The 21,048-nt window shown below is 68.1% G+C and carries 19 protein-coding genes; 13 read left to right on the plus strand and 6 right to left on the minus strand.

Annotation, left to right across the window (positions count from 1 at the left end; translation table 11 throughout):
- Nucleotides 1-651 (plus strand): Smr/MutS family protein (locus C3Y15_RS24135; protein ID WP_134206878.1); only part of this gene is annotated, 651 nt, incomplete at its 5' end.
- Nucleotides 638-1,261, plus strand: coding sequence for a trimeric intracellular cation channel family protein (locus C3Y15_RS24140; RefSeq protein WP_045579373.1), 624 nt, complete (start codon nucleotides 638-640; stop codon nucleotides 1,259-1,261). The genes C3Y15_RS24135 and C3Y15_RS24140, both read left to right, overlap by 14 nt.
- Before the next feature lie 110 nt (nucleotides 1,262-1,371).
- Here the strand turns inward: C3Y15_RS24140 and ugpC are convergent, their stop codons facing one another.
- From ugpC to C3Y15_RS24160, 4 genes are all read right to left on the minus strand, one after another.
- Nucleotides 1,372-2,490 (minus strand): sn-glycerol-3-phosphate ABC transporter ATP-binding protein UgpC, encoded by a 1,119-nt coding sequence (gene ugpC / locus C3Y15_RS24145; RefSeq protein WP_011883678.1) that lies wholly within the window; start codon nucleotides 2,488-2,490, stop codon nucleotides 1,372-1,374.
- A 110-nt stretch (nucleotides 2,491-2,600) separates the two neighbouring features.
- A complete protein-coding gene (locus C3Y15_RS24150) occupies nucleotides 2,601-3,458 on the minus strand; it encodes a carbohydrate ABC transporter permease (protein ID WP_011883676.1) in 858 nt (285 codons plus the stop codon).
- Nucleotides 3,448-4,386: a sugar ABC transporter permease gene (locus C3Y15_RS24155; protein WP_011883674.1), complete on the minus strand. Its 939-nt coding sequence runs from the start codon at nucleotides 4,384-4,386 to the stop codon at nucleotides 3,448-3,450. Before C3Y15_RS24155 ends, C3Y15_RS24150 begins: the two co-directional genes overlap by 11 nt.
- Before the next feature lie 138 nt (nucleotides 4,387-4,524).
- Entirely contained in the window at nucleotides 4,525-5,772 is a 1,248-nt protein-coding gene (locus C3Y15_RS24160) for an ABC transporter substrate-binding protein (RefSeq protein WP_011883672.1), read from the minus strand.
- Between the two features lie 427 nt (nucleotides 5,773-6,199).
- On the opposite strand from C3Y15_RS24160, the gene zwf reads away from it, so the two are divergent.
- The 3 genes from zwf to C3Y15_RS24175 all read left to right on the plus strand — a co-directional run bounded on the left by zwf (nucleotide 6,200) and on the right by C3Y15_RS24175 (nucleotide 10,342).
- The gene (zwf, locus tag C3Y15_RS24165; protein WP_011883670.1) at nucleotides 6,200-7,669 is read left to right on the plus strand and encodes a glucose-6-phosphate dehydrogenase; all 1,470 of its coding nucleotides are present in this window, start codon (nucleotides 6,200-6,202) and stop codon (nucleotides 7,667-7,669) included.
- Between the two features lie 86 nt (nucleotides 7,670-7,755).
- Nucleotides 7,756-8,436, plus strand: a complete 681-nt coding sequence (gene pgl, locus C3Y15_RS24170; protein WP_059475595.1) for a 6-phosphogluconolactonase — start codon at nucleotides 7,756-7,758, stop codon at nucleotides 8,434-8,436.
- Entirely contained in the window at nucleotides 8,414-10,342 is a 1,929-nt protein-coding gene (locus C3Y15_RS24175) for a bifunctional transcriptional regulator/glucokinase (protein ID WP_011883666.1), read from the plus strand. Before pgl ends, C3Y15_RS24175 begins: the two co-directional genes overlap by 23 nt.
- Before the next feature lie 120 nt (nucleotides 10,343-10,462).
- Here C3Y15_RS24175 and C3Y15_RS24180 read toward each other — a convergent pair whose 3' ends face one another.
- On the minus strand, nucleotides 10,463-11,680 hold the full coding sequence (locus C3Y15_RS24180; RefSeq protein WP_011883664.1) for a Bcr/CflA family multidrug efflux MFS transporter: 1,218 nt from the start codon (nucleotides 11,678-11,680) through the stop codon (nucleotides 10,463-10,465).
- A gap of 262 nt (nucleotides 11,681-11,942) precedes the next feature.
- On the opposite strand from C3Y15_RS24180, the gene C3Y15_RS24185 reads away from it, so the two are divergent.
- The 8 genes from C3Y15_RS24185 to C3Y15_RS24220 all read left to right on the plus strand — a co-directional run bounded on the left by C3Y15_RS24185 (nucleotide 11,943) and on the right by C3Y15_RS24220 (nucleotide 19,562).
- Nucleotides 11,943-12,395, plus strand: coding sequence for a hypothetical protein (locus tag C3Y15_RS24185; protein WP_014722625.1), 453 nt, complete (start codon nucleotides 11,943-11,945; stop codon nucleotides 12,393-12,395).
- 223 nt (nucleotides 12,396-12,618) lie between these two features.
- Nucleotides 12,619-13,902, plus strand: a complete 1,284-nt coding sequence (gene hemL / locus C3Y15_RS24190) for a glutamate-1-semialdehyde 2,1-aminomutase (RefSeq protein ID WP_011883660.1) — start codon at nucleotides 12,619-12,621, stop codon at nucleotides 13,900-13,902.
- A gap of 14 nt (nucleotides 13,903-13,916) precedes the next feature.
- The gene (gene ribD / locus C3Y15_RS24195; protein WP_011883658.1) at nucleotides 13,917-15,038 is read left to right on the plus strand and encodes a bifunctional diaminohydroxyphosphoribosylaminopyrimidine deaminase/5-amino-6-(5-phosphoribosylamino)uracil reductase RibD; all 1,122 of its coding nucleotides are present in this window, start codon (nucleotides 13,917-13,919) and stop codon (nucleotides 15,036-15,038) included.
- Between the two features lie 385 nt (nucleotides 15,039-15,423).
- Entirely contained in the window at nucleotides 15,424-15,942 is a 519-nt protein-coding gene (locus tag C3Y15_RS24200; protein WP_014722621.1) for a DUF1993 domain-containing protein, read from the plus strand.
- A 214-nt stretch (nucleotides 15,943-16,156) separates the two neighbouring features.
- Nucleotides 16,157-17,299, plus strand: a complete 1,143-nt coding sequence (gene ribBA, locus C3Y15_RS24205) for a bifunctional 3,4-dihydroxy-2-butanone-4-phosphate synthase/GTP cyclohydrolase II (RefSeq protein ID WP_011883653.1) — start codon at nucleotides 16,157-16,159, stop codon at nucleotides 17,297-17,299.
- A 53-nt stretch (nucleotides 17,300-17,352) separates the two neighbouring features.
- Entirely contained in the window at nucleotides 17,353-17,862 is a 510-nt protein-coding gene (gene ribH, locus C3Y15_RS24210) for a 6,7-dimethyl-8-ribityllumazine synthase (RefSeq protein ID WP_011883652.1), read from the plus strand.
- The gene (gene nusB, locus C3Y15_RS24215; protein ID WP_011883649.1) at nucleotides 17,859-18,296 is read left to right on the plus strand and encodes a transcription antitermination factor NusB; all 438 of its coding nucleotides are present in this window, start codon (nucleotides 17,859-17,861) and stop codon (nucleotides 18,294-18,296) included. Before ribH ends, nusB begins: the two co-directional genes overlap by 4 nt.
- Nucleotides 18,297-18,365: 69 nt before the next feature.
- Entirely contained in the window at nucleotides 18,366-19,562 is a 1,197-nt protein-coding gene (locus C3Y15_RS24220) for a pyridoxal phosphate-dependent aminotransferase (protein WP_124260233.1), read from the plus strand.
- A 111-nt stretch (nucleotides 19,563-19,673) separates the two neighbouring features.
- Here C3Y15_RS24220 and C3Y15_RS24225 read toward each other — a convergent pair whose 3' ends face one another.
- On the minus strand, nucleotides 19,674-20,795 hold the full coding sequence (locus tag C3Y15_RS24225) for a transglycosylase SLT domain-containing protein (RefSeq protein WP_011883645.1): 1,122 nt from the start codon (nucleotides 20,793-20,795) through the stop codon (nucleotides 19,674-19,676).
- Nucleotides 20,796-21,048 lie beyond the last annotated feature (253 nt).

Genomic DNA, 21,048 nt, shown 5'->3' on the forward strand with positions numbered 1-21,048 from the left:
GGCCTCGGCGCCTTGCGCAAGTCGCTGCAAGGCGAAGCCGAACGGCGCGAACGCACGCGCGTCGAAGCCGCGAAGGCCACGCGCCAGGCGGAGGCCGACGCAAACCTGTTCCGCAATGAAATCGGCGCGATCCGGCCGCTGAACGCGCCGCCGCGCGCGAGCGCCGGCCGCACGCCGCCCGACCCGGTGCCGAAGCAGACGCAGCGCGACGAGGAAGCGGTGCTGAACGCGACGCTGTCGGACGAATTCGATCCCGAAACGCTGCTCGACAGCGACGAATCGCTGTACTACCACCGCCCCGGCATCAGCCGTGACGTGGTGCGCAAGCTGCGCAGCGGCGCATGGATCGTGCAGGCGCAGCTCGACCTGCACGGGATGCGGCGCGACGAGGCGCGCGACGCGCTCGCGGAATTCATCCGCGAAGCCGGCAAGAAGGGCTTGCGCTGCCTGCGCGTGATCCACGGCAAGGGGCTCGGCTCGATCGGCAAGGAGCCGGTGCTGAAGGGCAAGGTGCGCGCGTGGCTCGTGCAGAAGGAAGAAGTGATCGCGTTCTGCGAGGCGCGCGGCCACGACGGCGGCGCCGGCGCGGTGCTCGTGCTGCTGCAGCCGCCCGCGTCGCCGGCCGATCGGGGGCCGCGTGCCGCATCCTAGGCTCACGCTCGCGATCTCGATCCTCGAGGCGATCGCGACGCTGGCGTTTGCGATCTCCGGCTTCATCGAGGCGCGCAAGAACCGCCTCGACTCGGTCGGCACGTTCGTCGTCGCGCTCGCCACCGCGTTCGGCGGCGGCACGCTGCGCGACATCCTGCTCGAACGCCGGCCGTTCTACTGGGTCGTGCACGACGACTACGTGATCGCGATCTTCGTGCTCGCGCTGTTCGCGCCGTTCGTGCTGCGGATGCTGTCGCGGCTGTCGGCCGAGCGCCTGCTGCTCGTCGCCGACGCGATCGGGCTCGGCATCTTCAGCATCTCCGGCACCGCGATCGCGCTCGACGCCGAGATGCCGCGCTTCATCGCGGTGATGATGGGCGTGATCACCGGCGTGGTCGGCGGCATCGTGCGCGACGTGCTGTGCAACGACATCCCGCTGATCCTGCGCGATTCACGGCCCTATGCGACCTGCGCGTTCGCCGGCTGCTGGTTCTATCTGCTGCTCGTATGGCTGCAGTACGACTCGGTGTACAGCGTGCTGCTCGCGACCGGCTTCATTCTCGTCGCGCGGCTGGCGACGTTCAAATTCGACGTGCGGCTGCCGCACTGACATCGTCGCGCCCCACCCTATGCCGTGCCGCGCCGGCGCCCGAAAACGAACGGGGCCGTCCATCGACGGCCCCGTTCCGTTTCATTCAGCGCATCAGCGCACGCGCTGCGTCACGCGATCCGCTCTTCCGACGCCGGATCGAACAGCACCGCCTTCGACACGTCGAACAGCAGCGACTGCGTCTGCCCCGGCTGCGGGTTCGCGGCCGGATGCACGCGGCTCACGATCCGCTTGCCGTTCACCTGCGCGAACACGTGCGTGTCCGGGCCCGTCGGCTCGGTCACGTCGACGCGCACGTCGATCGGCTGCAGTTTCGACGCCTCGCCGTGATGGGCGTTGCGCGCGTCGGTGATGCGCTCCGGACGCAGCCCGAGGATCACCTCGCGGCCGACGTGGCCGTTCATGCGCTGCGCGTCGAACGGCAGGTGCAGCGCGCTGCGCGCGAGGCCCGTGTCGATCTCGAGCGCGACGCCGCTGCCCTGCTCGACGAGCTTGCCGTTGATGAAGTTCATCGGCGGCGCGCCGATGAAGCCCGCGACGAACAGGTTCGACGGCGAATCGTAGATGTCCTGCGGCGCGCCGAATTGCTGGACCACGCCGTCCTTCATCACCGCGATGCGGTCGCCGAGCGTCATCGCCTCGATCTGGTCGTGCGTCACGTAGACGATCGTCGTGCCGAGACGCTGGTGCAGCAGCTTGATTTCGGCGCGCATTTCGATGCGCAGCTTCGCGTCGAGGTTCGACAGCGGCTCGTCGAACAGGAACAGCGACGGATCGCGCGCGAGCGCGCGGCCCATCGCGACGCGCTGCCGCTGGCCGCCGGACAGCTGGCCCGGCTTGCGGTCGAGCAGATGCTGGATCTGCAGCATCGCCGACACGCGCTCGACGATCTGCTGCTGCTCGCTCTTCGGCACCTTGCGGATGTTCAGGCCGAACGAGATGTTCTCGCGCACCGTCATCGACGGATACAGCGCGTACGACTGGAACACCATCGCGATGTCGCGATCCTTCGGCGACAGGTCGTTGACGACCTTGCCGTCGATGCAGATCTCGCCGCTCGTCACCGTCTCGAGGCCGGCGATCATGTTGAGCAGCGTCGACTTCCCGCAGCCCGACCCGCCGACCAGGATCAGGAACTGTCCGTCCTCGATCTCGATGTCGACACCCTTCAGGACCGGCACCCCGTTCGGGTAGGTCTTGTACACGTCACGGATGGAAAGGCTTGCCATGCTGTGAATCCTCTGTCTCGTCTCGCGCGGCGCACACGGGCGCCGCGTCGGGTTCGTTTCGATGCGCCGCGCGCGCGGCGCGGCCGGTTCGTCGTATCGGATGGAGCCGCTTACCCCTTCACCGCGCCCGCCGTCAGCCCGCGCACGAAGTAGCGGCCGGCGACCACGTAGACGAGCAGCGTCGGCAGCGCGGCGATGATCGCGCCGGCCATGTCGACGTTGTATTCCTTCACGCCCGTCGACGTGTTGACGAGGTTGTTCAGCGCAACCGTGATCGGCATCGAGTCGACGCCGGAGAACACGATCCCGAACAGGAAGTCGTTCCAGATCTGCGTGAACTGCCAGATCAGGCAGACCATGAAGATCGGCAGCGACACGGGCATCAGGATCTTCGTGAAGATCGTGAAGAAGCCCGCGCCGTCGATGCGCGCGGCCTTCACGAGCTCGGCCGGCACGCTCACGTAGAAGTTGCGGAAGAACATCGTCGTGAATGCGATCCCGTACACGACGTGCACGAACACCAGGCCCGGAATCGTGTTCGCGAGGCCGAGCATCCCCTGCAGGCGCGCCATCGGCAGCAGGATCACCTGGAACGGAATGAAGCAGCCGACCAGCATCATCGTGAACAGCGCGTCGGCGCCGCGAAAGCGCCAGTGCGTGAGCACGTAGCCGTTGAACGCGCCGATCAGCGACGAGATCAGCACGGCCGGGATCACCATCTGCAGCGAGTTCAGGAAGAACGGCTTCATGCCGTCGCAGCGCACGCCGGTGCACGCGCCGCTCCACGCCTTCACCCACGGATCGAAGGTCCAGTGCGACGGCGGCGTCAGCAGGTTGCCGGTGCGCAGCTGGTCGAGATCCTTGAACGAGGTCGACAGCATCACGTAGATCGGGAACAGGAAATACAGCGCGAACAGGATCAGCGCCGCATAGATCACTGCCCGGCTGATCGTCATCTTAGGCTGCATTGCGGGTGCTCCTCGATTCCATATACATCAGCGGCACCAGCACCGCGACCACGGTCGCGAGCATCATCACCGACGACGCCGCGCCGAGCCCGAGCTGGCCGCGGTTGAACGAAAACGTGTACATGAACATGGCCGGCAGCGACGACGACGTGCCGGGGCCGCCCGCCGTCAGTGCGACGACCAGGTCGAAGGTCTTGATCGTGATGTGGCAGAGGATCAGCAGCACCGAGAAGAACACCGGGCGCATGCTCGGGATCACGATCTTGCGGTAGATGGTCGGCAGCGTGGCGCCGTCGACCTGCGCGGCCTTGAAGATCTCCGCGTCGACGCCGCGCAGCCCCGCGAGGAACAGCGCCATCACGAAGCCGGTCGACTGCCAGACGGCCGCGATCACGATACAGAAGATGGCCTTGTCCGGATCGTCGAGCCAGCCGAACGAGAAGCTCGTCCAGCCCCAGTCGTGCATCACCTTCTCGAGGCCGAGGCCGGGGTTCAGGATCCACTGCCATGCGGTGCCGGTGACGATGAACGACAGCGCCATCGGATACAGGAAGATCGCGCGCAGCGCGCCTTCGTTGCGGATCCGCTGGTCAAGCAGGATCGCGAGGAACAGCCCGAGCCCGACGCAGATCGCGATGAACGGAATCCCGAACCAGCCGAGGTTCGCGGCGGAGGTCCACCACACGTCGTTCTGGAACAGGTCCGTATAGCGGCCGAAGCCGTCGAATTCGTAGTTCGGCAACAGCCGCGAGTTGGTCAGCGACAGATAGCCGGTAATCAGAATGAAGCCGTAGATGAACACCACGGCGATCGCGAGGCTCGGCGCGAGCACGAGCTTCGGGATCCAGCGATCGGCGAAGGCCGACATCGGCGACGTGCGCCGTGCGACGGCAGCGCCGGATCCGTTTCCGCTAAGAGGGGCAGCCACTTGATTCGACTCCTGGAACGAGGGCGGCGCAGGCCGGGCCGGCGCCGGGTACGGCACGGGCTCGCGGGCGAGCCCGTTTGCTGCACATGCAAAAACGCCCGGCCGACGATGCGTGTGCGGCCGGGCGCCCGTCGCGCGTTACTTGACCTTCGCGGCCTTCGCGAGCGCGGCGACCGCGCTCTTCGAATCCTGCTGCGAGTTCATGAACTTCGTCACGACGTCGGTGATCGCGCCGGCGGTCGCGTCGCCCTGCGCCATCCCGTGCGCGAGCGACGGCACGAAGCCGCCCGACTTGATCGCGGTCTGCTCGTCGGCATACGACTTCTTCGCGCAGTCGTCGAACTTGTCCATCTTCACGCCGAGACGCACCGGCACCGAACCCTTCAGCAGGCTGAACTGCTCCTGGAACGCCGGCGTCATGATCGTCTTCGCGAGCGCGAGCTGGCCCGGCGTCGCGTTCTTCTCGCCCTTCTGCTGGAAGAACACGAACGAGTCGACGTTGAACGTGTAAGCGTTCGCGGTGCCCGGCACCGGCGCGCAGATGTAGTCCTTGCCCGCCTTCTTGCCGGCGTTCTCGAACTCGCCCTTCGCCCAGTCGCCCATGAACTGCATGCCGGCCTTGCCGTTGATCACCATCGCGGTCGCGAGGTTCCAGTCGCGGCCGTTGCGGCCGGTGTCGAAGTAGCCCTGGATCTTGCGCACCGTGTCGAACACCGACAGCATCTGCGGCGACGTCAGCGTGGCCTGGTCGAGATCGACCAGCGCCTTCTTGTAGAACGCCGGGCCCTGCGACAGCACGACGTCTTCCCACAGCGTCAGGTCCTGCCACGGCTGGCCGCCCATCGCGACCGGCTGGATGCCCGCGGCCTTCAGCTTGTCGGCGACCGCGAAGAATTCAGGCCAGGTGGTCGGCACCTTCGCGCCGATCTTGTCGAGCGCGGCCTTGTTCACGTAGAGCCAGTTGACGCGGTGCACCGAGAACGGCGCGGCGACCGTATGGCCCTTGTACTTGATGATCTTGTCGATTTCCGGCGGCAGGTTCTGCTTCCAGTCGGTGGCGGCGGAATCGATGTTGACGAGCACGCCCTGGTCGGCCCAGTCCTGGATCAGCGGGCCCTTGATTTGCGCGGCCGACGGTGCGTCGCCGCTGATCACCTTGGTCTTCAGCGCCGTCATGGCCGCCGCCCCCGCGCCGCCTGCAACCGCGAAGTCCTTCCACACGTAGCCCTGCTTCTGCAGGTCGTCCTTCAGCACGCCGACGGCCTTCGACTCGCCGCCCGAAGTCCACCAGTGCAGCACCGTAACGTTCTCGGCCGCCTGCGCCGCCACGGCGCCAGCCATCAGACCCGCGGCGCAGAGCGCGCCCATGATCGAGCGAACTTTCATTACTTATCTCCTCCAGACTGAATCAACTCTTGAAGTTCCCCGCGGGGAACCGGCTTCTTGATAAACGACGGGGAAATCGAGCCGCGGGACGCATGCAGCGTACGGGGCCGATGACCGGCCGGGCTCTTACAGAAAGCGTGAATCGAGATTCAACGGCGTGTCTCCTCTTTGTGTTTCTGGCCCGCCGCAATGCCGCGACGCGAGCCCGGGGCGACGGCGCGCGAACCATGCGCACCGCCAATGTCCGATAACATTCGGCACAAGGCGCTCCACCGGCGAAGCTCGTGCAGTTCGTCGACCGCACATGTTTTTTTCTTCACCCAGGTGCTACCCCTTGCGGCGGATTGTAGTTAAACTACAATTCAGTGTCAAAAATATTTTTATCGCACTACGGATCGCTTCCCAGCACCCCAACCGGCGGAGACACATGCATACCGATTCCAGCTTTACTTTCGTCCTTTTCGGCGGCACCGGCGACCTGTCGATGCGCAAGATCCTGCCCGCGCTGTTCGAAGCGCACCGCGGCAACATGCTCGCGGAAGGCGGCCGGATCGTCGCCGTCGCGCGACACGAATCGGATCAGGCCGGCTATCTCGAATGGGTCGACACGCACGTGAAACCGCACGCGGTGAAGGCGGCCGGCAAGGCGTTCGACGAAAGCGCGTGGAAATCCTTCCTCGCGCGCATCGAATACGTGAAGCTCGATCTCGGCCGCGCGGAAGACTACGTCGTGCTGCGCGACGCGGTGGCGCCGCACGCGGGCATCCGCGTGTTCTATCTGGCGACCGGCCCGTCGCTGTTCGTGCCGATCTGCAACGCGCTCGCGTCGGTCGGCCTGAACGAAGGCGCGCGTATCGTGCTGGAGAAGCCGCTCGGCTACGATCTGCGCTCGTCGAACGCGATCAACGACGCGGTCGGCGAGATCTTCGCGGAAGATCAGATCTACCGGATCGACCACTACCTCGGCAAGGAGCCGGTGCAGAACCTGCTCGCGCTGCGCTTCGGCAACGCGCTGTTCGAGCCGCTGTGGCGCCGCGAATGGGTCGAGAGCATCCAGATCACGATCGCCGAGGAGCTCGGCGTCGAGGCGCGCGGCGATTTCTACGACAATACGGGCGCGCTGCGCGACATGGTGCAGAACCACCTGCTGCAGCTGCTGTCGATCGTCGCGATGGAGCCGCCGCATTCGATGGATTCCGACTCGGTGCGCGACGAGAAGCTGCGCGTGCTGCGCGCGCTGAAGCCCATCGATCCGCGCGACATCGGCAAGGTCGCCGTGCGCGGCCAGTACCATGCGGGCGTGATCAAGGGCGCGCAGGTGCCGGCCTATGCGACCGAGCCGGGCGTGAAGCCCGACAGCCCGACCGAAACCTTCGTCGCGCTGAAGGTCGAGATCGAGAATTGGCGCTGGGCCGGCGTGCCGTTCTTCCTGCGCACGGGCAAGCGTCTGGCCGACCGCGTCGCCGAGATCGTCGTCAACTTCCGGCCGGTGCCGCACTCGGCGCTCGGCGCGCCCGCGCTGCGCCCCGGCTCGAACCGCCTGGTGATCCGGCTGCAGCCGAACGAGACGATTCGCCTGTATTGCCTCGCGAAGCAGCCGGGCGAAGGCATGAACCTCGCGAGCGTGCACCTCGATCTGGCGTTCGACCGGTTCTTCAAGGAAGGGCAGATGGAGGCGTATCAGCGCCTGCTGCTCGACGTGATCAACGGCCGCCTCGCGTTGTTCGTGCGCCGCGACGAGCAGGAAGCCGCATGGCGCTGGGTCGAGCCGATCCTGAATGAATGGGCACGCACGCTGAAGCCGCCGAAGCCGTACGCGGCGGGCACGTGGGGGCCGGCTGCGTCGAGCGCGATGCTCGCGCAGCACGGCACCTGCTGGCTCGAAGAGGAAAACTGATGCAGACCGGTGGCGCGCGCACAGGCGCGCGCCACCGTGTCAGATGGTTCACATGAATTGAACAGACAAAGCAGTCCGGAGGAGATGTGATCGAGATCCACGCTTTCGACACCCAGGAAGCGCAAAGTGAAGCGCTCGCGCGCGCCGTCGGCGACGCGCTGCGCGCGGCCCTCGCCGGCCCCGCGCGCCCGACGCTCGCGGTGTCGGGCGGCACCAGCCCGCGCCCGTTTCTGCACACGCTGTCGCACACGGCCCTCGACTGGGCCGGTGTCGACGTGACGCTGGTCGACGACCGCTGGGTACCCGAGGACGACCCGGCCAGCAACGCGCAACTCGTGCGCGACACGCTGCTGCAGGACGCGGCGCGCGCCGCGCGCTTCCTGCCGCTCGTCGACACGCGCGTGCCGCTCGACGCGCACGTCGCCGCGCTCAATGCGAATGCCGACCATCGCGTGCCGAACGTCGCGGTGCTGGGCATGGGCGAGGACGGCCACACCGCGTCGATCTTCGCCGACGCGCCCGAATGGCAGCACGCGATCACGACCCGCGAGCGTTTCGTCGCGGTTCATCCCGGCGCCGCGCCGCATGCACGCGTGAGCTTGTCGCTCGATGCGCTCAAGCGCGTCGAGCGACTGTTCCTGCTGATCGCAGGCGCCCGCAAACGCGACGTGCTCGAAGCCGCGGCCGCAACGCTGCAGCACAACGCGATTTCCCAACTGGCCAACGACAAGGGGACCCAGCTCGATGTCTACTGGTGCGCAAAGTAAGGCCGTCGTCGCGGGTCAGCATGCCGACGGCCCGCGCCTGCTCGCGGATGTCGGCGGCACCAACGCGCGTTTCGCGCTGGAAACCGGCCCGGGTGAGATCACGCAGATCCGCGTCTATCCGGGCGCCGATTATCCGACGCTCACCGACGCGATCCGCAAGTATCTGAAGGACGTGAAGATCGCCCGCGTGAACCACGCGGCGATCGCGATCGCGAACCCGGTCGACGGCGACCAGGTCACGATGACCAACCACGACTGGAGCTTCTCGATCGAGGCGACGCGCCGCGCGCTCGGCTTCGACACGCTGCTCGTCGTCAACGACTTCACCGCGCTCGCGATGGCGCTGCCCGGCCTCACCGATGCGCAGCGCGTGCAGATCGGCGGCGGCACGCGGCGCCAGAACAGCGTGATCGGGCTGCTCGGCCCGGGCACCGGGCTCGGCGTGTCGGGCCTGATCCCGGCGGACGACCGCTGGATCGCGCTCGGCAGCGAAGGCGGCCACGCTTCGTTCGCGCCGCAGGACGAGCGCGAGGACCTCGTGCTGCAGTACGCGCGCAAGAAGTTTCCGCACGTGTCGTTCGAGCGGGTGTGCGCAGGCCCCGGCATCGAGATCATCTATCGCGCGCTCGCCGCGCGCGACAAGAAGCGCGTCGCCGCGAGCGTCGACACGGCCGACATCGTCGAGCGCGCGCACGCGGGCGAAGCGCTCGCGCTCGAGACGGTCGAATGCTTCTGCGGCATTCTCGGCTCGTTCGCGGGCAGCGTCGCGCTCACGCTCGGCGCGCTCGGCGGCGTCTACATCGGCGGCGGCGTCGCGCTCAAGCTCGGCGAGCTGTTCACGCGCTCGTCGTTCCGCGCGCGCTTCGAGGCGAAGGGCCGCTTCGCGCACTATCTGCAGAACATCCCGACCTACCTGATCACCGCCGAATATCCGGCGTTCCTCGGCGTGTCGGCGATCCTCGCGGAGCAGTTGTCGAACCGCTCGGGCGGTGCGTCGTCGGCGGTGTTCGAGCGGATTCGCCAGATGCGCGACGCGCTGACGCCGGCCGAGCGCCGCGTCGCCGATCTCGCGCTGAACCATCCGCGCTCGATCATCAACGATCCGATCGTCGATATCGCGCGCAAGGCCGACGTGAGCCAGCCGACGGTGATCCGCTTCTGCCGCTCGCTCGGCTGCCAAGGGCTGTCGGACTTCAAGCTGAAGCTCGCGACCGGCCTCACCGGCACGATTCCGATGAGCCACAGCCAGGTGCATCTCGGCGACACGGCCACCGACTTCGGCGCGAAGGTGCTCGACAACACGGTGTCGGCGATCCTGCAGCTGCGCGAACACCTGAACTTCGAGCACGTCGAGAACGCGATCGAGATCCTGAACGGCGCGCGCCGCATCGAGTTCTACGGGCTCGGCAACTCGAACATCGTCGCGCAGGACGCGCACTACAAGTTCTTCCGCTTCGGGATTCCGACGATCGCCTACGGCGACCTGTACATGCAGGCCGCGTCGGCCGCGCTGCTCGGCAAGGGGGACGTGATCGTCGCGGTGTCGAAATCGGGGCGCGCGCCCGAGCTGCTGCGCGTGCTCGACGTCGCGATGCAGGCGGGCGCGAAGGTGATCGCGATTACGTCGAGCAACACGCCGCTCGCGAAGCGCGCAACCGTGGCGCTCGAAACCGACCACATCGAGATGCGCGAGTCGCAGTTGTCGATGATCTCGCGGATCCTGCATCTGGTGATGATCGACATCCTCGCGGTCGGCGTCGCGATCCGCCGCGCGTCGACCGCCGGCGAACTGCCGGAAGCTGTCGCGCAGGCGCGTGCGCGCGCGAGCGACGACGAAACGGCCGACGTGCTCGACTGGCTGAGCCACGGCGCGTCGCCGGCGGCGAAGGACGTCGCGCGCGACTGAGGTGCTCGGCAGCGGTCGGCGGCGCTCGCCGCCGTGCGCGCGCCGCAAAACGAAACGCCACCGCGCGCGCTGCGCCGGTGGCGTTTTTCATGGCGGGCCGCAGCCGCGGCGCGTCGGGCGTCAGGCGTCGGCCTTCACCGGCCGGCCATGCCAGCGCAGCACGAACCAGCGGCCGACGAAACACAGCACGCCGCACACGCCGATCGTCACGCCCATCGCGAACGGCGTGCCGTCCGCAAGCGCGCCGATCGCGACGCTCGCGAGCGCGCCGAGCGCGAGCTGCATCGCGCCGAACACGGCCGCCGATGCGCCCGCGTTGTGCGGATAGCGATGCATCAGGTCGGTCGTGCAGTTGGCCGACAGGATGCCGACTACGCCGACCACGAAGAACAGGCACACGACGATCGACCACAGCCCGCCCCACCCCGTCAGCGCGACGAGCGCGACCGCGAGCGACGCGATGCAGCTCACGAGCGACGCGGCCGCGATGATGCGCAGCGAGCCGACGCTGCCCACCAGCCGCGTGTTCGCGAAGTTGCCGATCATGATCCCGACGACGTTCAGCCCGAACAGCAGCCCGTAGTGCTGCGGCGAGACGTGGAAGTACTCGATGTAGACGAACGGCGTCGCGGTGATGTACGAGAACATCGACGCGAACGCCATCCCGCCGCACAGCATGTGCCCCCACGCGACCGGGTCGGACAGGATGCGCCCGTACGACGCGAACGATGCGAGCACGGCCGCGCTCTTGCGCCGCTCCTTCGGCCAGGTTTCGGGCACGCGCAGGTAGGCGGTCGCCGCGCACAGCGCGCCGAATGACGCCAGCACGACGAACACGCCGCGCCAGCCGGCGAAACGCAGGATCTGGCCGCCGATCAGCGGCGCGAGCAGCGGCCCGACCGCGGTGACGATCGCGACCATCGACAGCACCTTCGCCGCATCGGTCGGCTCGTGCGCGTCGCGCGCGATCGCGCGGGCCAGCACGGACGCAGCGCCCGCGCCGAGCGCCTGCAGGAAGCGCACGAAGATCAGCATGTCGATGGAGCCCGCGACGAAGCAGCCGATGCTCGCGAGCGTGAATAGCGCGATGCCGCCGAGCAGCACGGGCCGGCGGCCCCAGGTGTCGGACAGCGGGCCGTACAGCAGCATGCCGATCGAGAAGCCGGCCATGAAGCTCGTGAGCGTGCGCTGGGCGGCGCCGGCGCTCACGGAGAAGCCGTCGGCGATCGACGGCAGGCTCGGCAGGTACATGTCGGTGGCAATCGGCCCGCAGGCGGCGAGCGCACCGAGCAACAGGATCAGCCGGGCATCGGGCCGGCGCCGGACGACGTGGGACATGGGTATCCGCAATGGGAGCCCGCGCGCAGCGGCGCGCGTGGCAGTGAAGACGACGGAGCGCGCCGCGGGCGGCGCATCGGCCCTTGATTGTACGCGCAACTTTTCGCGCCGCCGGCCGTCGGCCGGTGTCGGCGTAGGGCCGCGAACGCACGCGCAGTGAGCGCGTGCTTCGCCCGCGCGCCCGCGCCGAGTCGTCTCAATCGTATTAAGCTTGCCGCTCGCCGCTGCCCCCATCCGACCCAATCGACGCACGACCGAACCGATGACCGCCTTCCTGCTGATCTGGAGCCCCAAGAAATGGCCGTGGCCCGAACTGCCCGACGTCGCCGCGCGCGTGAAGGCCGGCGACGCCGTGCACGACGTATGGGGCTGCGGCTTCGCACGCGGCATCGTGCCGGGCGACCGCGTGTTCCTGCACCGCGTCGCGCAGGCGCCGAAAGGCGTGTTCGGCTCCGGCTACGTGACGCGCGCGCCGTACGAGGTGCCCGACGCGACGACCAGGCGCGGCTACCGGCTGTGCATCGACTTCGTCTACGACTGGCTCGTCGACGCGCATCAGGACGTCATGATCCCGCGCGACGCGCTGCGCGTGCATCCGTACTCGGTGCAGACCTGGGATGCACAGAGCTCCGGCACGTCCATCAAGCCGATGGTCGAAGGTCCGCTGGAAAAGCGCTGGGCGGAGCTGACCGGCAAGCGCAAGCCGCGCCGGTAAACGGGTCCATAAGCTGGCCGAGATTCGAGCCGAGAAGCTGGCCGAAAAGCGTGCCGCATCGCCCCGGCCGGCCCTGTGCGCGCCGGCCCGCGTCGCGCGCGCAAAGGCCGCAGCGCGCGCGCCGGGCCCGCCGCGTGCGTCTCCGGTACAATCAGACGATCGTTCCGCCCAGGCGCCGCGGCCCGTGCACGAGGCCCCCGCGCCCTTCTCTCAGGTTTCGCTCATGTCCAACAACCAGATCCTCTTCGAACGCGCCCAGAAGACCATCCCGGGCGGCGTCAACTCGCCCGTCCGCGCGTTCCGTTCCGTCGGCGGCACGCCGCGCTTCGTGGCGCGCGCGCAGGGCCCGTACTTCTGGGACGCCGACGGCAAGCAGTACATCGACTACATCGGCTCGTGGGGCCCGATGATCGTCGGTCACGTCCATCCGGAAGTGCTGGCGGCCGTGCAGCGCGTGCTCGCCGACGGCTTCTCGTTCGGCGCGCCGACCGAGGCCGAGATCGAGATCGCCGAAGAAATCTGCAAGCTGGTGCCGTCGATCGAGCAGGTGCGGATGGTGTCGAGCGGCACGGAGGCGACGATGAGCGCGCTGCGGCTCGCGCGCGGCTTCACGGGCCGCAGCCGCATCGTCAAGTTCGAGGGCTGCTACCACGGCCACGCGGACAGCCTCTTGGTCAAGGCCGGCTCGGGCCTGCTGACGTTCGGTAATCCGACCTCGGCCGGCGTGCCCGCCGACATCGCGAAGCACACGACCGTCCTCGAATACAACAACGTCGCCGCGCTGGAAGAAGCGTTCGGCGCGTTCGGCGACGAAATCGCCGCGGTGATCGTCGAGCCCGTCGCGGGCAACATGAACCTCGTGCGCGGCACGCCGGAATTCCTGAACGCGCTGCGCGCGCTGTGCACGAAGCACGGCGCGGTGCTGATCTTCGACGAGGTGATGTGCGGCTTCCGCGTCGCGCTCGGCGGCGCCCAGCAGCACTACGGCATCGCGGCCGACCTCACCTGCCTCGGCAAGGTGATCGGCGGCGGGATGCCGGCCGCCGCGTTCGGCGGCCGCCGCGACATCATGGCCCATCTCGCGCCGCTCGGCGGCGTGTACCAGGCCGGCACGCTGTCGGGCAATCCGATCGCGGTCGCCGCGGGCCTGAAGACGCTGCAGCTGATCCAGGCGCCCGGCTTCTACGACGCGCTCACCGCGCAGACGAAGCGCCTCGCCGACGGCCTCGCGGCGGAAGCGCGCGCGGCCGGCGTGCCGTTCGCGGCCGACTCGATCGGCGCGATGTTCGGCCTGTACTTCGCCGAGCGCGTGCCGGCGAGCTTCGCGGAAGTCACGAAGAGCGACGTCGAACGCTTCAATCGCTTCTTCCACCTGATGCTCGACGAAGGCGTGTACTTCGCGCCGTCCGCGTACGAGGCCGGCTTCGTATCGAGCACGCACGACGACGCGGTGATCGACGCGACGCTCGCCGCCGCGCGCCGCGCGTTCGCGGCGCTCGCCGCCTGACCGGGCCCGCGCGCATGTTCTCCGATACCGACTTCGCGCACATGCAACGCGCGCTCGCGCTCGCGGCGCGCGGCATGTATACGACGGCGCCGAATCCGCGCGTCGGCTGCGTGATCGTCAAGGACGGCGACGTGATCGGCGAAGGGTTCACGCAGCCGGCCGGCCAGGATCACGCGGAAGTGCAGGCGCTGAAGGACGCGCGCGCGCGCGGCTGCGACGTGGCCGGCGCGACCGTCTACGTGACGCTCGAGCCGTGCAGCCACTTCGGCCGCACGCCGCCGTGCGCGAACGCGCTGATCGACGCGCGCGTCGCGAAGGTCGTGGCGGCGATGGAAGACCCGAACCCGCAGGTGTCCGGGCGCGGCCTCGGGATGCTGCGCGACGCGGGCATCGACGTACGCTGCGGGCTGCTCGCATACGAAGCCGGCGAACTGAACATCGGCTTCGTGTCGCGGATGACGCGCGGCCGCCCGTGGGTGCGGATGAAGACCGCCGCCTCGCTCGATGCACGCACCGCGCTGCCGTCCGGCGAAAGCCAATGGATCACCGGCGAGGCCGCACGTCTCGACGGCCATGCGTGGCGGGCGCGCGCGTGCGCGATCCTCACCGGCATCGGCACCGTGCGCGAGGACAATCCGCTCCTGACCGTGCGCGGCATCGACACGCCGCGTCAGCCGCAGCGCGTGCTGGTGGACAGCCGGCTCGACCTGCCGCTCGACGCCCGGCTGCTCGAAGGCGCGCCGCTGCTGATCTTCTGCGGCCGGCTCGACGCCGCCGGCGAGATCCGCGCGAACGTGCTGCAGTCGCGCGGCGCCGAAGTCGTGTCGCTGGCGAATATGCAAGGCAAGGTCGATCTGCCCGGAATGCTCGCGGCGCTCGGCGCACGCGGCGTCAACGAGCTGCACGTGGAGGCCGGCCACAAGCTGAACGGCTCGCTGCTGCGCGAGCAGTGCGTCGACGAGCTGCTCGTCTATCTGGCGCCGAGCCTGCTCGGCAGCGACGCGGCCGCGATGTTCGACCTCGCCGCGCCGACGAGCCTCGACGGCCGCACGCGGCTGGCGTTCCACAGCGTCGAGCGGGTCGGCGACGATCTGCGGATCGTCGCGCGCGTCGCGCCGCCCGCGGGCGCCCACTGAACGGCGCCTTCGCCGTCACGATGCTCACCGGCATCGTCGCGGCCGTCGGCCGCATCGAATCGCGCCGGCCGCTCGGCGCGCCGGACGACGCCGACGCCTGCGTGCGGCTGACCGTGCACGCAGGCGGCCTCCACCTCCCCCGATGGCGCACTCGGCCACAGCATCGCGATCGAGCGGATGATCTGCGCGTCGCAGAGCCTGCACCGGGACTGATGCGACGGGCGCGGGCCCGCGGTCGTCCGATGGCCGTCGGCGGCGCGTGCCGACACCTGGCCGGACGGCCAACGGCGCGCACGCGCCGGCGCGTCGCGCTAAGATGCAACGGCAGCGGATTCGGCGCCACGCCGCGTACCGGCTGCTCCCTTTTCCACCAGGAGTCGTTTCCATGTCCATCTCGATGTATCAGGCTTCGCTGCCCGTCCTGATCCGCGGCCTCACCAACCTGCAGCACATCCTCGGCAAGGCGCAGGCGCATGCGGCCGAGAAGCAGATCGATCCGTCGGTGTTCATCGGCGCACGCCTCTATCCGGACATGCTGCCGCTCGTGCGCCAGGTATACATCGCGACCGACACGGCCAAGGGCTGCGCCGCGCGGCTTGCCGGCGTCGATATCCCGAGCTATCCGGACGTCGAACAGTCGTTCGACGAGTTGCATGCGCGCGTCCAGAAGACGATCGACTATCTGAAGAGCTTCGACGCAGCCCAGATCGACGGCAGCGAAGCGCGCCAGATCGTGCTGAAGATGCGCGTCGGCCCGATCGAGTACACCGGCCAGTCTTACCTGCTGGACTTCGTGCTGCCCAATTTCTTCTTCCACGTGACGACCGCGTACGACATCCTGCGCCACAACGGCGTCGAACTCGGCAAGCTCGATTACCTCGGCGGCCGCAACGACCACGCTTGACGCCCTGCGTGACGAACACGTGACACCGGGCGCGACGGCCGGCGCAACACCCGGCGCGGCGGCCCGGCCGGCCGTCCTGCCGTCGCGCATTGCAGGTTCGCGTCACGGCCCGGTCGCGCGGCTTTTCGGCGCGCTTGCCGGGCGCGCGGCCCGTGCCAGCCGAAACGCGGTCCGGCTGGCGTAAAATACGCACTTTCCTTTTTCTCGCCCCTTTATGACGCTCGCCTCCACGCTCGACATCATCGCGGAGTTGAAAGCCGGCCGGATGGTGATCCTGGTCGACGAAGAAGACCGCGAAAACGAAGGCGATCTCGTGATCGCCGCCGAGTTCGTCACGCCGGAAGCGATCAACTTCATGGCCCGGTACGGCCGCGGGCTGATTTGTCTGACGTTGACGCAGGAACGCTGCAAGCAGCTGCACCTGCCGCTGATGACCTACCGCAACGGCACCCAGTACGGCACCGCATTCACGGTCAGCATCGAAGCGGCCGAAGGCGTGACGACCGGCATCTCGGCCGCCGACCGCGCACATACGATCGCCACGGCGGTCGCGCACGACGTGCGCCCCGAGCACATCGTGCAGCCGGGCCACGTGTTCCCGATCATGGCGCAGCCGGGCGGCGTGCTGGTGCGCGCCGGCCATACCGAGGCCGGCTGCGACTTCACCGCGCTCGCGGGGCTCACGCCGGCCGCGGTGATCTGCGAGATCATCAAGGACGACGGCACGATGGCGCGCCTGCCCGATCTGCTCGAGTTCGCGAAGGAACACGATCTGAAGATCGGCACGATCGCCGACCTGATCCAGTACCGCAGCCGCACCGAGTCGATCATCGAGCGGATCGCCGAGCGCACGATGCAGACCGCGCACGGCACGTTCCGCGCGGTGCTGTACCGCGACCAGCCGAGCGGCTCGCCGCACATCGCGCTGGTGCGCGGCGCGCCGGCGCCCGACGTCGATACGCCGGTGCGCGTGCACGAGCCGCTGTCGGTGCTCGACCTGCTCGAGACGGGCATCTCGACGCACTCGTGGACGCTCGACGCAGCGATGCGCGAGATTGCGGAGCGCGACCTCGGCGTGATCGTGCTGCTCAACTGCGGCGACACGAAAGAACATCTGATCGACGTCTTCAAGGCGTTCGACGAGGAACAGAAGGCCGCTGCGCTGAAGCGCCGGCCGGTCGATTTCAAGACGTTCGGCATCGGCGCGCAGATCCTGCGTGATGTCGGCGTCGGCAAGATGCAGGTGCTGTCGAATCCGCGCAAGCTGGGCAGCATGTCCGGCTACGGCCTCGAAGTCACGGGCTTCATTCCGATGCCCGGCGACGAAGCCAAGTCCTGCCCGGCGTCCAACGCGTAACCCGCCGCGGCGCTTTCGCCCTATAACCGTTCATCCACACCACGGACCAGATCATGGAAATCGGACAATACCAACCGAATCTCGAAGGCGACGGCCTGCGTATCGGCATCGTGCAATCCCGCTTCAACGAACCCGTCTGCAACGGCCTCGCCGATGCATGCGTCGAAGAACTCGAGCGCCTCGGCGTGTCGGGTGAAGACGTGCTGCTCGTATCGGTGCCGGGCGCGCTGGAAATCCCGCTCGCGCTTCAAAAGCTCGCGGAAAGCGGCCAGTTCGACGCGCTGATCGCGCTCGGCGCGGTGATCCGCGGCGAGACGTACCACTTCGAACTCGTGTCGAACGAAAGCGGTGCGGGCATCACGCGCATCGGCCTCGACTTCAACCTGCCGATCGCGAACGCGGTGCTGACGACCGAAAACGACGAGCAAGCCGTCGCGCGCATGACCGAAAAGGGTCGTGACGCCGCTCGCGTCGCGGTCGAGATGGCGAACCTGACGATGGCGCTCGACCAGCTCGGCGACGACGAAGAAGAAGACGAAGACGACGAAGAGGAGCGCGCATGAAAAAGAGCGCCCGCCGACAATCGCGCGAGCTGGCGACGCAGGGCTTGTATCAGTGGCTGCTGTCGAACGCGTCCTCCGGCGAGATCGACGCGCAACTGCGCGGCGCGCTCGGTTACGACAAGGCCGACAAGGAACTGCTCGAGGCCATCCTGCACGGTGTGATTCGCGAGCACGCGACGCTGGTCGAAGCGATCACGCCGTCGCTGGATCGTCCGATCGACCAGTTGTCGCCGGTTGAACGCGCCGTGCTGCTGATCGCGACGTTCGAGCTCACGCACCATGTCGAAACGCCGTACCGCGTCATCATCAACGAAGCGGTCGAACTCACGAAGACGTTCGGCGGCTCCGACGGCTACAAGTACGTGAACGGCGTGCTCGACAAGCTCGCCGCGAAGCTGCGCCCCGCCGAAACGCAGGCGCGTCGCAACAGCTGATCCGTGTATCGACGGGCGCATGCGCGCCCGTTTTTCGTTTCCCCTTCCCCTGCCCGCTCCGCCCGACCGATGAATACCACCGCCGATTCGCTCGTCACGCTCGCCGCACGCGTCGACGCGATCCAGCCGTTCTATGTGATGGAACTGATGAAGGAGGCACAGCGGCTCGAGTCCTCCGGGCGCGATGTTATCCACATGGGGATCGGCGAGCCGGACTTCACCGCGCCGGAGCCCGTCGTCGAGGCGGCCGCGGCTGCGTTGCGCCGCGGGGTCACGCAGTACACGAGCGCGCTCGGCATTGCGCCGCTGCGCGAAGCGATCGCGGCGCACTATGCGCGCGCGTACGGCCTCACGATCAGCCCCGAGCGGATCGTCGTGACGGCCGGCGCATCGGCCGCACTGCTGCTCGCGTGCCTCGCGCTCGTCGGCCGCGACGACGAGGTGCTGATGCCCGATCCGTCGTATCCGTGCAACCGGCACTTCGTCGCGGCGGCCGAAGGCCGGCCGGTGCTCGTGCCGAGCGGCCCGGAAGCGCGCTTTCAGCTCACCGCCGACGACGTCCGCACGCGCTGGGGCAACCGCACGCGCGGCGTGCTGCTCGCGTCGCCGTCGAACCCGACCGGCACGTCGCTCGAGCCGGACGAGCTCAAAAGGATCGTCGAGGCGGTGCGCGCACGCGGCGGCTTCACGATCGTCGACGAGATCTATCAGGGCCTCAGTTACGATGCGGCGCCCGTGTCGGCGCTGTCGTACGGCGACGACGTCGTCACGGTGAACAGCTTCTCGAAGTACTTCAGCATGACCGGCTGGCGGCTGGGCTGGCTCGTCGTGCCGCCGGCGCTGGTCGGCACGTTCGAAAAGCTGTCGCAGAATCTGTTCATCTGTCCGTCCGCGCTCGCGCAGCATGCGGCGCTCGCCTGCTTCGAACCGGCGACGCTCGACATCTACGAAGCGCGCCGCCTCGAATTCAAGCGTCGCCGCGACTTCATCGCGCCGGCGCTCGAACGGCTCGGCTTCAAGGTCCAGGTGATGCCCGACGGGGCGTTCTACGTCTACGCACATTGCGGCGGCGTTGCCCACCCGGCAGCCGGCGACAGCGCCGCGCTCACGCATGCGATGCTGCACGACGCCGGCGTCGTGCTGGTGCCGGGCATGGATTTCGGCGTCCATGCGCCGCGCGACTATATCCGGCTGTCGTATGCGACGGCCTATTCACGGCTCGAGGAAGCGGTCGAGCGGCTGGCCAAACTGTTCGGCCACCACTGAGCCACGGAACCCGTGGCACCGCGCCGGCCGGCGGTCCATCTGCGTCGATACAAAAGAAAAAAGCACCCGACCGGGTGCTTTTTCTATTCGTGCGGGTGAAACCTGCGGTCGTTACGCGCCCAGTTCCGAATGCTCGCCGTGCGATTGCTTCGCGGTGTCGACGCTCGCGTCGTCCTGCTGCGCGCCCTTCGGTGCCGCGGTCTTCGCGGCGAGCGGCTGCGCGGCGTCGAGCGTCGCATGCACGCGCTTGGCGCCGCCTGCGGCTGCCGTGACGGCCGCGGTGACGATCGGCTTCGACGCCTGGACCGGCGCCTGCGGTGCATTGACCGGCACGTTGCGGCCGTGCGCCACGTCGCGCAGGCGGCCGCGCTCGGCCATGACCTTCGCGCCGTACGCGTTGTCGTCCGGGTTCGTCGAGCCGTTGTACAGGCGCAGGCCGTTCGCGAGCGAGCCGCCGCGCGCGATGCAGTCCTTCAGCACCAGCGCACCGACCTGCAGGTTCGCGAGCGGCTGCAGCGCGGTATCGGTGCCGCCGAAGTATTCGAACTTGTCGGAATGGACCTTCGACATGACCTGCATCAGCCCCTGCGCGCCGACGCCGCTTTCCGCGTACGGGTTGAAGCCGGATTCGATCGCCATCACCGACAGCAGCAGCAGCGGATCGAGGCCGACGTCGCGGCCGGTCTGGAACGCCGCCTTGACGAGCTGGCCGAGCGGCTCCTGCGCGACCCGGTAGCGGCGCGACAGGTAGGTGGCGACGAGCGCCTGTTCACGGTTCGACGCGAGCGTGCGATCGTCACGGGCGTCGGCCGGAACCCGCTGGGTCGGAATCAGTTTCGCGAGCGCGACCGGCGACGGGCCGTTGCGGGCCGCATCGGCCGCATCGTTCTGCGCGGAGGTTTCAGGCGCGACGTCGAGACCGACGGCGAGCGCGTCCGTTTCGGTCGCGTCTTCCTGCTGCGGCTGCGCGCCGGCGGGCGCGAAGTTCGGCAGCGGATGGCCGGACAGCAGACGGGCCGGACCGGCTTGCATGGCCGCGGATACGATCGGCATCAGCTTTGCTGCGAGGTTCCCGCGCACGGTCGGCACGAGCCAGAGGGCGAGCGCAACTGCGACAGCGAGACAGCCGACAACGCTGAATAAGTGGTGACTGACACGCGTCCCCCGGCGCAGCATGTCGCGCACGAACTGCGCATGCTGCTCTGTGGGACGCCACGATAACCAAGCGTTCATTCAGATCATCTCCCATGAACATGACTCGTGCGGCTCGCTCGGCTCGATGGCGAGACAGAATACGCGCCGCGGAATCACGACGCCGCACGCCTTGGTCGGACGCACAAGCATCGGGGAAACGGTATAAGTACCGTTCGAGGCCACGGTGTAAGAAGGCCAGCACCTTTGCATCTTGTGCAAGGTGGGCACACGCGGTGGCACTCACGCAAAAAACCAGCGTCAGGTGGCGCTGGCCGAGACTACGACTAAAGAC

The organism is Burkholderia sp. B10, from assembly GCF_004368385.1.
Classification (GTDB): Bacteria; Pseudomonadota; Gammaproteobacteria; order Burkholderiales; family Burkholderiaceae; genus Burkholderia; species Burkholderia vietnamiensis.